This is a genomic window from Caldisericum sp., from assembly GCA_022759145.1.
Taxonomy (GTDB): domain Bacteria; phylum Caldisericota; class Caldisericia; order Caldisericales; family Caldisericaceae; genus Caldisericum.
On sequence record JAEMPV010000134.1, the window covers coordinates 1 to 8734 of the forward strand.

An 8734-nucleotide genomic window follows, 5' to 3' on the forward strand; every position below is an offset into this window, starting at 1 on the left:
TTATATTCTTTTTATTGCCTTTGCAAAGCCAAGGGATGCAAAAATCTTTAAGATGTCACCAATCACAAAGGGCAGGAAGCCAATGCTTAAAATGTACTGAAGGCTTACTGCATTGCCACCCTTAGAAAGTACAACATAAAGCCATAAAAGCCCTGGCACATAGATTGCAAGGTTTGCGATCATAAGCCCTAAAATGAGCATTCTTGAATTGCTGTAGCGCTTTGTAAAATACCCTGCAATGTAAGAAGCAAAGACAAACCCTACAACATACCCAAAAGTTGGCGAGGATACATAGTTTACGCCACCGCCGTTAGCAAATAAACCTAATCCCAAAATTCCAAGCACTAAATAGATAACTTGAGAAAATGCACCAAACTCCTTTAAAACAATTCCCGAAAGAATTACCGAAAATGTTTGAAGAGTAATTGGAACAGGTGAGAAGGGAAGAAACACCTTTACCTTTGATGAGAGCGCTGTTATCAGGACAAACATCAAGGTAAGGGTGACTTTACCAAGGATTCCAAGGTTTAGAATCCTCTTCTCAGACCTTGACAAAGCGATACTTTCCATCTACTACCTCCCATAGATTTGTCCCATAGATTTTTTAAAAAATACGCAAAATTATACCACAGGACTTGCCTATGAGTCAATAGTTTTATGAAGAATTCCTTAAAATTTTTTAAAAATTATTGTGGTACAAATTAAACCTATTTAATATCCCTCTGCCTCTACAAACTCAAGCCAGTTGAACGGGTCTTTTCCTTCATATACTATTTCCCTAAATTTGCCTATAAGCATTCGTGTAATCGTCCCAACCGAGCCATCGCCAACTTTAATCCTGTCAACTGAAACTATTGGAGTAATTTCTGCTGCCGTGCCACAGAAGAACACCTCATCTGCTGCGTAAAGCATTTCTCTTGGTAGGTCTTGCTCGTAAACAGGAATATTAAGAAGCCCTGCAATTTTTATTATTGAATCTCTTGTAATACCTTTCAGTATCGAGTTTGTTAGCGAAGGCGTAAAGAGTGCTCCATCTTTTACAAGGAATATGTTTTCGCCAGGTCCTTCAGAAATGTTTCCATAAATGTCGAGCATAACCGCTTCATCAAAGCCGTTGAGTTCTGCTTCCATCATTGCAAGCTGGGAATTAAGATAGTTTCCTGTTGCCTTTGCGACTGCAGGAATTGTGTCAGGCGCAAATCGCCTGTAGGAAGAAACACACACATTTATCCCTTTTTCAACTTTTTCATCAAAGAGGTTTGGCATTTCAAACGCTGCAATTGCAGTTTCTACTGGTGCATGCAATGGGTTTGGAGAAATTGGCCCAAGTCCCCTATAGACTACAGGTCTTATATACGCGCTCTTAAGCCCATTTTTTATGAGAAGTTCTTTTGTTATGTTAATATAATCCTCAACAGTCTCGCTTGTTTCCATTCGATACATCTTCATTGATTCTTTAAGCCTTTTATAGTGGTCGTATGCTCTGAATATAGCAGTCCCAAGTTTTGTTTCGTATGCCCTTATGCCTTCAAACACACCTGAACCATACTGGATTACATGCGAAAGGATGTGGATGCTTGCCTTGTTCCACTCCACAAATTCGCCGTTAAAGTAAATAAATTTTGCCTCTTTCACGATAACCTCCCTACACTACAAATTTTATGATTATATCAATTTTTTTGAAAATGCAAAATTCTTTATAATGAAATGAAAGGAGAAGCGAAATGGAACCAAATCCTTACGCCGTGTTTGTCTTTAAAAGGAGAGTAAAAACCTTTAAAAGCCTTTTAGAGGGAAGGCTTAAGGAGGAGAAAGATTTCTTTCAAACATTAAAATTGCCTAAGGTAACGAATCTTAAAGAATTAGCGGAATCAAGCGAATTTATAAAGAATGCCTTGAAGGCTTTTTCAATCTTAGAAAAACCTCTTGAAGTTAAACTCAGTAAGGATAATAATGAATTTATTTTTGAGATAAGCGAACACTCTGAAAAGCCGTATGCAATTGTTATGAGAATTATCCCACAGGATATAATTTCTGCTTTTAGAGAAACAAATTATGGGCTTCCCGTTGCAACTGTCCTCCTTGATAATGAATCTCGCATTTTAGATGTTAACCCTCAGTTTGAAAGGTTGTTTGGCTACAAAAAAGAAGAGATCATAGGAAAAGATCTTAATAAACTCATTGTTCCAGAAGAAGAAGTTCAGGATGGGTATGCACTTGATGAAGTTGCAACCGAGACTGGCTATATAAGGGTAGAAAGGACTCGCCTTGCAAAAGATGGTAGAAAAATTCCGGTGCTTGTATCGGGTTCGCCGTTTATTTTAAAAGGTAAAAAGGTTGGTATTATTGAAGTTTATGAGGATATAAGGGATTTAAAGAAAATCCAGGAAGCCTTTTACTACCAGGCAACACATGACATTCTTACTGGTCTTCCAAATAGGTATCTTCTCGAAGATAGGTTTAATATGGAGAAAGCAAGGGCAGAAAGAGTCGGTTCAAAAGTTGCGCTTTTCTTTATTGATGTGAATAGATTTAAGGATATTAACGACACCTATGGGCACGATGTTGGTGATAAAGTCCTAAAGTATGTTGCAAACAAACTCGTAAAAAGTGTTAGAAAAACTGATTCCGTTATCCGCTTTGGAGGGGATGAATTTGTTGTGGTTTTTGACGAAGTTAAAAATATTGAAGATATCGTTTCGATTGCAGTTAAGATGGTAAATGTATTTTCTGAACCATTTAAGGAAGGCGACTTGAAGATAGATGTCGGTGTAAACATAGGTATTGCAGTTTGCCCTGACGATGGGAAAACATTAGAAGAACTCTTAAGAAAAGGCGATATTGCGATGTATGAGGCAAAGGCAACAGGAACTAATAACTTTGTGTTTTATTCAAAGGAAATCGAAGAAGCAAGGCTTAAGAAGATTTCGGATTTGAAGATAAGAGAGTTTATGTTTAAACTTGTTTTTGATAAAGCGCCCCTGCCTGAGGTAATCATCGATGACGAGTTTAAAGCCCTTAGGGTAAATGAAACTTTCAAAAATGTCTTTAATGTCGATATTAGAAAAGTTTATGGTAAGGCAATCAAAGACCTTGATCTTTTAAGACCACTTAAAACTTTTATTTCCGACCCTGAAAACCTTGGAAAAGCTTTCTCTTTTAGCGTCAAATATGGCGAAAAGTATTATAATATTGAGTGTACAGCAAGTGCATTAAAAAGTTTTGGGAGGACTTTTTACTTAATAATATTTAAGGAGGTGGTATAGGATGGATCAGAACAAGTTTACTGAGAAGGTTCAGGAAGCCCTTCTTGATGCAAAGAGTATTGCAGTAACTTACGGTAACGAGGCAGTGGATGTTGAACATCTTCTTGTTGCGCTTATTAACCAGCAAGATGGCTTTGTGCCGATGATTCTTGAAAGTATCGGTGCACCTAAAAACGAAATTATAAAGGAACTCTATACAAGAATTGAAAGATTCCCCAAATCCTATGTTAAGGAAGATTCTCAATTTTATGTAACAAACAGACTAAATGCTCTATTTGCAAGGGCTGAATCCGAAGCAAAGGCGCTTGGAGATGAATTTATATCAACCGAACACCTGTTTTTGGCATCTCTTACTGATTACGAAATTGGTCAAATTTATGCAAAATATGGTATAAATAGGCAGAATGTTTTAGCAGCAATTCAATCAATAAGAGGAGGTAAGAAAGTGGAAGATAGGACACCTGAAGAAAAAGTAAAGGTACTCGAGAAATACGGAAGAGACCTTGTTAAGCTTGCAAAAGAAGGAAAACTTGACCCTGTAATTGGTAGAGACGAGGAAATAAGAAGGACAATTCAAATCCTTTCAAGGCGTACTAAAAACAATCCAATTCTTATAGGTGAAGCAGGCGTTGGAAAAACTGCAATAGTTGAAGGTATTGCACAGCGAATTGTGTCAGGCGATGTCCCTGAAACCCTCAAAGATAAAACAATCTTCCAGCTTGATATGGGAGCGCTTGTTGCAGGCACAAAGTTCAGAGGAGAGTTTGAAGAGAGATTAAAGGCAGTCCTCGATGAACTTAAAAAATCAGAAGGGCAGATTATTCTATTTATCGACGAAATACACACGATAGTTGGTGCAGGTGCAACAGGCGAAGGTGGAATGGATGCTTCAAATATGCTAAAGCCAGCACTTGCAAGAGGAGAGATAAGGACTATTGGTGCAACAACGATTGACGAATACAGGAAGTATATCGAAAAAGATGCAGCACTTCAAAGAAGATTCCAGCCAGTTCTTGTGAAGGAGCCATCGGTAGAAGAGACGATTGCAATATTGAGAGGACTTAAAGAAAGGTATGAAGTCCACCATGGAGTTAGAATTAAGGATTCAGCACTTGTCGCTGCAGCAAAACTTTCCCACAGGTACATAACTGATAGATTCCTACCAGACAAGGCAATCGACCTTATTGATGAAGCGGCGTCTCTATTGAGAATGCAAATTGACAGTATGCCTGTTGAATTAGATGAACTTACTCGAAAACTAAAACTCCTCGAAATGGAGAGAAGAGCCCTTGAAAAAGAGACTGACGAAGAATCAAAGGCACGCCTTCAGGATATTGAGAAGGAGATTGCAAACCTTAAAGAATCCGTAGATGCCCTTACCCTTAAGTGGAGAAAAGAAAAATCCATCATTGAGGAGATAAGAAAAATTAAATCTCAGATTGAGGAACTTAAAACAAAAGCAAACCTTGCCCAAAGTCAGGGTGACCTTGATACCGCAGCAAAAATTCTCTATGGCGACATTCCAAACCTCAATAAGCAACTTGAAGCAAAGTATAATGAGTTAAAACAGGTGCAAGGTGATAATCCTCTTCTTAAAGAAGAGGTTGGAGAAGAGGAAGTTGCTCAGGTTGTATCAAAGTGGACTGGCATTCCTGTTTCAAAGATGTTAAAGACAGAGAAGGAAAAACTACTCAACCTTGAAGAGACACTTAAAAAGCGTGTCGTAGGACAAGATCAGGCAGTTGAAGCAGTATCCAATGCGATAAGGCGTGCGCGCGCAGGGCTTTCTGACCCCAACAGGCCAATTGGCTCTTTCATCTTCCTTGGACCAACTGGTGTCGGTAAAACAGAACTTGCAAAGGCACTTGCAGAAGCACTTTTTGATACAGAAAAAGCACTTATAAGGATAGATATGTCAGAGTATATGGAGAAATTCTCTGTGTCAAGGCTAATAGGTGCGCCTCCAGGATATGTTGGTTATGAAGAGGGCGGCCAACTCACCGAGGCGGTAAGAAGACAACCATATTCTGTTATTCTCCTTGATGAGATAGAAAAAGCGCATCCTGATGTATTTAATATTCTCCTTCAGGTGCTTGATGATGGCAGGCTCACCGACTCGAAGGGAAGGACTGTTGACTTCAAGAACACAATCATCATAATGACTTCAAACATTGGAAGCAAGTATATTTCAGAGATTAACGCCATACCTGGGACTGCGGAGTATAAAGAACAGTATGAGCGTGTTGTTGAAAGAGTCTATGAAGAGATGAGACATATCTTCCGTCCAGAGTTCCTTAACAGAGTTGACGAGATCGTTGTATTCAACCCTCTTACCCTCAGGGAGCTCAAGGCGATTGTGGATCTTCTTCTTTCAAAGACAAACGAAAAACTCAAGGAGAAAGGCATTATTGTCGAATTTGAAGATGATGTAAAGACATTTATTATAAACAAAGGATACGACCCAATGTACGGTGCGCGTCCTTTGAGGCGTGCAATACAGAAATACATTGAAAACCCGCTTGCAGAATTTATACTCCGTGAGGATATAGAGAAAGGCGAAGTAGTTGCCTATATGGATAAAGGCGAGGTTAAGTTCAGGCTTAAATGAGTGAATTTACCGAAAAATTGAGGGAGGCTCTCACTTCTTCCTCCCTCCCCTTTGATGAAGCGGCACTTACATACTTTGAGGTCTATAAAAATCTTCTTCTCGATTGGAATTCCAATATGAACCTTACAGCAGTTCGTGATGAAGATGGCATAATATACAAGCATTTTATTGACTCTCTAATGGTCTTTAAGGTTGTGGATAACTTTTCAAGTTTCCTCGATGTTGGAAGTGGTGCAGGATTCCCAGGAGTGCCTGTGAAAATCGTAAAAAGGGATGTAAAACTATCACTTATTGAATCTCAAAAGAAAAAGGCAACATTCCTTCAAATTCTCCTTGAGCGTCTTGCTTTTACTGATGCAAATGTCTATAATGCGCGTGCAGAGGACCTTGCAAAGGACACCTTAAGGGAAAGTTTTGATGTAGTTTCAGAGCGTGAATTTGGTAAAATTCCTATAAATCTCGAGATTGGGCTTCCTTTTGTTAAGGTTGGAGGGCACCTTCTTCTTTACAAAGGCGCAAAAGACCTTGAGAAATTGGATATCTTTAAGATTTTTATTGAGGAATTAGGCGGCTCGGTAGATCGGGTTTTCCCTTACAAACTTAACGACTCTATTGAGCGTTATATAATTTCAATTAAAAAAGAGTGGTACACACCAAAGCGCTACCCGAGAAGTTATAGTTCAATGCTAAGGGACCTCAAAAAGTGGGGAGAGTTTGCATAAAAAAGGCACTTAAGAAGTTTTTCGTAATCTTAGTTGCGTTATTGCTCAGTTTTAGTATCCAGTTTAATGCTTTTTCAAGGACAAGTTTTCCACAGGATTTTTCTTCCCAGAGTAAACTTGGAGAAAATTTTATAATCCTAACAAAAAGCAAGTTTGTTCTCACACTAAAGGAAATTGAAAGCATTTTTCCACAATACAACTACTTTTATGTAACGCTTGAGAATATCGGTTCACAAGACCCTTTAATTGTAAGAGAATATCTTTTTTCTCACTTCAATTCCGGGTATTTGCTTATTGCCTTAAGCGAAACTGACTTAGAACCCGGAACTTTAACAATCACAACTTCAGGCTCGTTTTCTCCGAAATCTGTTAAGTCAGATATGTTTTTTGCCCTCCAGGATATTGACTTCGACCATGATGGAACATTTGGAGAGTTTTACGATGATATTTTGAATTCAGGAGTTCGCTTCAGGTTTATTGTTTCAAGGCTTCCTTTTAAAAGTGATGAGGAGTTTGAGGTATATTTTAAAAACTTGAAAGCATTTTTAAACAAAAAGCCTTCGGTTCTTCTTGCTTCATCCTTTATTTCTTTTCCAGGTGAGATTTATGATGGTGGAAAGATTCTCACAGGTGACGGTGCACGCCTTATGGAAATCCTTAAAGAGAGATTTTTCCCTGAAGCGATAACGCTTTACGAAAAAGGGGGAGATTTTCCATCGATTTATGATTGTAACCTGCCTTTGAACAAGGAAAACTTTATAAACAAGGCAAAAGATGCAACACTAATCTTATGGGATGCACATGGGTCACAAACTGCCTCATATACTGAAACCTGGATTGATAAAAACAAAAACGGCGTCCCTGAAGATGGCGAATTTATTTATACGCCTTTTATAACCTCAGGGGATAAATTTTCGACGAATGCGATAGTATTCTCAGGAAGTTGCCTCAACCTTCAAGGGTCAGACAACCTCGGATATGCATTTCTTAAAAATGGATCGGTTGCCTTCATAGGCTCAAGGGAAGTTTCTTATACACCTTCTTATTTTCGAAAGGAAGATGACGGTGGCTCATCAAGTATTATGTATTATTTTGCAAAAAACCTCTACGAGGGTGAAAATATTGGGGAGGCTCTTTATAACTCCTTTGAATACTTCTATAGCAATTTCTTGTATAAAGATATAGAAGACCCCGTTGAAAGTGGTCTTTTAAATATCTATGACTTTAATATTTATGGGCTTCCGATAGTCTCTCTCAATTATGTGAGAGGCGAAAACGCTCAGATTGTAGCACCTTTTGATAAGGATTTGCTTTACGATTTTAAGTATGACGAGGTTACAAAGGATTTTACAGTAAGAGTGAAGAACGATTTGCCATATTTTGTGATTCTACCAAAAGGGCTTTTTGTAAAAGAAGTGTATTTTGAAGATTCAAATAACAAGCCAATTTTTGATTGGTTCTTTAACATTGTGAGAGCAAATTACTCTAATACCCTTGTAATTAAAGGTGTTGTAAGGGGTATTGTTGACGGCGCTGTGGTAGTAAAAGGAGATAAATTTTCAAATAGTTATCCTTTATCCCTTAAAGGCTTTGATATGAGGGATTTTAACTTTGACTCAGTTGTTAATGAAGACGATCTAAAGATACTTGAAAGCGTTTTTGGTAAAAAATATATGGATAATGGCTTTGTTCCACAGTGCGACCTCGACTCAAACCTCAAAATTGACGGCACTGATGTTATGATGTTTATGCACTGAAAGTAAATATATCCATCTGATAGTAATGGGTATTCCTACCCCATGTCACCCCGAACGCAGTGAGGGGTCTCCTCTTTTAAATCGAAGAGGTGGACTGACCCTCCCCTCGAACTCCACCCAAAAAACATAAACGGAGGAGATTCCTCACTTCGTTCGGAATGACGCAATAAAAAAGCCGTTTTTGGGGAAAAGGCGGAGATCCTTCGCTACGCTCAGGACGACACTTTGTGTCGGTTGGGAAGGGGGCATCCTTCCCAATATTGGGAGATCCTTCGCTTTGCTCAGGATGACTGTGTGGGGTTATCTTATTTCTACTCTATCTGCAAAATTCTCCATTAGTTCTTTTATCTTTCTTAGTTCTGAATCATTAAAGGTATCAAA

The 8734-nt window shown here is 38.5% G+C and carries 6 protein-coding genes; 4 read left to right on the plus strand and 2 right to left on the minus strand.

The genetic code is table 11. The features are described 5' to 3' along the window. Both JHC30_07395 and JHC30_07400 read right to left on the minus strand, forming a co-directional pair. Positions 1 to 570, minus strand: a complete 570-nt coding sequence (locus JHC30_07395; protein ID MCI4463971.1) for a biotin transporter BioY — start codon at positions 568 to 570, stop codon at positions 1 to 3. A 141-nt stretch (positions 571 to 711) separates the two neighbouring features. Beyond that, complete coding sequence (locus JHC30_07400) at positions 712 to 1635, minus strand: branched-chain amino acid transaminase (GenBank protein ID MCI4463972.1); 924 nt, start codon at positions 1633 to 1635, stop codon at positions 712 to 714. Between the two features lie 89 nt (positions 1636 to 1724). On the opposite strand from JHC30_07400, the gene JHC30_07405 reads away from it, so the two are divergent. From JHC30_07405 to JHC30_07420, 4 genes are read left to right on the plus strand one after another with little or no spacing between them, the layout of a single operon-like run. Further along, positions 1725 to 3266: a GGDEF domain-containing protein gene (locus JHC30_07405; GenBank protein MCI4463973.1), complete on the plus strand. Its 1542-nt coding sequence runs from the start codon at positions 1725 to 1727 to the stop codon at positions 3264 to 3266. 1 nt (position 3267) lies between these two features. After that, entirely contained in the window at positions 3268 to 5874 is a 2607-nt protein-coding gene (gene clpB / locus JHC30_07410; protein ID MCI4463974.1) for an ATP-dependent chaperone ClpB, read from the plus strand. Continuing rightward, positions 5871 to 6596, plus strand: coding sequence for a 16S rRNA (guanine(527)-N(7))-methyltransferase RsmG (gene rsmG / locus JHC30_07415; protein ID MCI4463975.1), 726 nt, complete (start codon positions 5871 to 5873; stop codon positions 6594 to 6596). The genes clpB and rsmG overlap by 4 nt, the downstream gene beginning before the upstream one ends. Continuing rightward, entirely contained in the window at positions 6578 to 8353 is a 1776-nt protein-coding gene (locus JHC30_07420; GenBank protein MCI4463976.1) for a hypothetical protein, read from the plus strand. The genes rsmG and JHC30_07420 overlap by 19 nt, the downstream gene beginning before the upstream one ends. Positions 8354 to 8734 lie beyond the last annotated feature (381 nt).

What these genes read in the sequence shown, in the direction of transcription:
- JHC30_07395 (MCI4463971.1), bottom strand. Translation starts at nt 570, where the DNA reads ATGGAAAGTATCGCTTTGTCAAGGTCTGAGAAGAGGATTCTAAACCTT.
- JHC30_07405 (MCI4463973.1), top strand. Translation starts at nt 1,725, where the DNA reads ATGGAACCAAATCCTTACGCCGTGTTTGTCTTTAAAAGGAGAGTAAAA.
- clpB (MCI4463974.1), top strand. Translation starts at nt 3,268, where the DNA reads ATGGATCAGAACAAGTTTACTGAGAAGGTTCAGGAAGCCCTTCTTGAT.
- rsmG (MCI4463975.1), top strand. Translation starts at nt 5,871, where the DNA reads ATGAGTGAATTTACCGAAAAATTGAGGGAGGCTCTCACTTCTTCCTCC.